Source organism: Pseudarthrobacter phenanthrenivorans (assembly GCF_000813845.1).
Classification (GTDB): Bacteria; Actinomycetota; Actinomycetes; order Actinomycetales; family Micrococcaceae; genus Arthrobacter; species Arthrobacter phenanthrenivorans_B.
Map to the genome: position 1 here is coordinate 1 of NZ_JWTB01000046.1, position 2,187 is coordinate 2,187.

The 2,187-nt window shown below is 54.7% G+C and carries 1 rRNA gene; it reads right to left on the reverse strand.

The features are described 5' to 3' along the window. Positions 1-475 precede the first annotated feature (475 nt). A 16S ribosomal RNA gene (locus tag RM50_RS19155) occupies positions 476-1,998 on the reverse strand. Positions 1,999-2,187 lie beyond the last annotated feature (189 nt).

Below are 2,187 nucleotides of genomic sequence, written 5' to 3' on the forward strand. Positions count from 1 at the left end.
AGAACCACGAAAACCAACCACACCAAAGTGCGGCCAGATCCAGGTTCATATTCTTGGAAATTGCTTCTTATACAAGATGCTCGCGTCCACTATGTAGTTCTCAAACAACAACCCCAAACCACACACCCCACACACCCAAAAGCGCGTGGACCGTCATGGCCAGGAAAACCAGAAACAAACAAACCCGGAACACACCCCCCCACAAAAGAAAGGAGCCATCTCCCGGCCCTGTTGCCTCAGGACCCAACAGTGTGCCAAACACGAAAACCACCACATCACCACGCCCACCGTTCCAGAACCACCACCAGGTGGGGCTCGTACTAGAGAAGGACACGACAACACAACAGCCGCTATTTGTTGATATTCCACCCATGAGCACCCGCCGCAGGACAATCGCCTGCGCAACGGGCTTGCTTCCTGACAACCCCAACCCCACCGCATACACGATGAGTGGCTGGTTGTAGGTGCTCCTTAGAAAGGAGGTGATCCAGCCGCACCTTCCGGTACGGCTACCTTGTTACGACTTAGTCCCAATCGCCAGTCCCACCTTCGACAGCTCCCTCCCACAAGGGGTTAGGCCACCGGCTTCGGGTGTTACCAACTTTCGTGACTTGACGGGCGGTGTGTACAAGGCCCGGGAACGTATTCACCGCAGCGTTGCTGATCTGCGATTACTAGCGACTCCGACTTCATGGGGTCGAGTTGCAGACCCCAATCCGAACTGAGACCGGCTTTTTGGGATTAGCTCCACCTCACAGTATCGCAACCCTTTGTACCGGCCATTGTAGCATGCGTGAAGCCCAAGACATAAGGGGCATGATGATTTGACGTCGTCCCCACCTTCCTCCGAGTTGACCCCGGCAGTCTCCTATGAGTCCCCACCATCACGTGCTGGCAACATAGAACGAGGGTTGCGCTCGTTGCGGGACTTAACCCAACATCTCACGACACGAGCTGACGACAACCATGCACCACCTGTAAACCAACCCACAAGGGGAAGGACTGTTTCCAGCCCGGTCTGGTTCATGTCAAGCCTTGGTAAGGTTCTTCGCGTTGCATCGAATTAATCCGCATGCTCCGCCGCTTGTGCGGGCCCCCGTCAATTCCTTTGAGTTTTAGCCTTGCGGCCGTACTCCCCAGGCGGGGCACTTAATGCGTTAGCTACGGCGCGGAAAACGTGGAATGTCCCCCACACCTAGTGCCCAACGTTTACGGCATGGACTACCAGGGTATCTAATCCTGTTCGCTCCCCATGCTTTCGCTCCTCAGCGTCAGTTAATGCCCAGAGACCTGCCTTCGCCATCGGTGTTCCTCCTGATATCTGCGCATTTCACCGCTACACCAGGAATTCCAGTCTCCCCTACATCACTCTAGTCTGCCCGTACCCACCGCAGATCCGGAGTTGAGCCCCGGACTTTCACGGCAGACGCGACAAACCGCCTACGAGCTCTTTACGCCCAATAATTCCGGATAACGCTTGCGCCCTACGTATTACCGCGGCTGCTGGCACGTAGTTAGCCGGCGCTTCTTCTGCAGGTACCGTCACTTTCGCTTCTTCCCTACTGAAAGAGGTTTACAACCCGAAGGCCGTCATCCCTCACGCGGCGTCGCTGCATCAGGCTTGCGCCCATTGTGCAATATTCCCCACTGCTGCCTCCCGTAGGAGTCTGGGCCGTGTCTCAGTCCCAGTGTGGCCGGTCACCCTCTCAGGCCGGCTACCCGTCGTCGCCTTGGTAGGCCATTACCCCACCAACAAGCTGATAGGCCGCGAGTCCATCCAAAACCACAAAAGCTTTCCACCAACCACCATGCGATAGTCAGTCATATCCGGTATTAGACCCAGTTTCCCAGGCTTATCCCAGAGTCAAGGGCAGGTTACTCACGTGTTACTCACCCGTTCGCCACTAATCCACCCACAAGTGGGCATCATCGTTCGACTTGCATGTGTTAAGCACGCCGCCAGCGTTCATCCTGAGCCAGGATCAAACTCTCCGTTGAAGTAAAACAAAAACAGACACAACCAAAACCACCGGAAATAACGGCGACAAAGGCTGCACAAAATTTGAAACCAGCTAAAAAAACCATGCACACCACGGGATGGCGCACACAGCACATTTCAACCAATCACATTACATAATCGGTATCAACAAACTTGGCACACTATTGAGTTCTCAAACAACAGACACA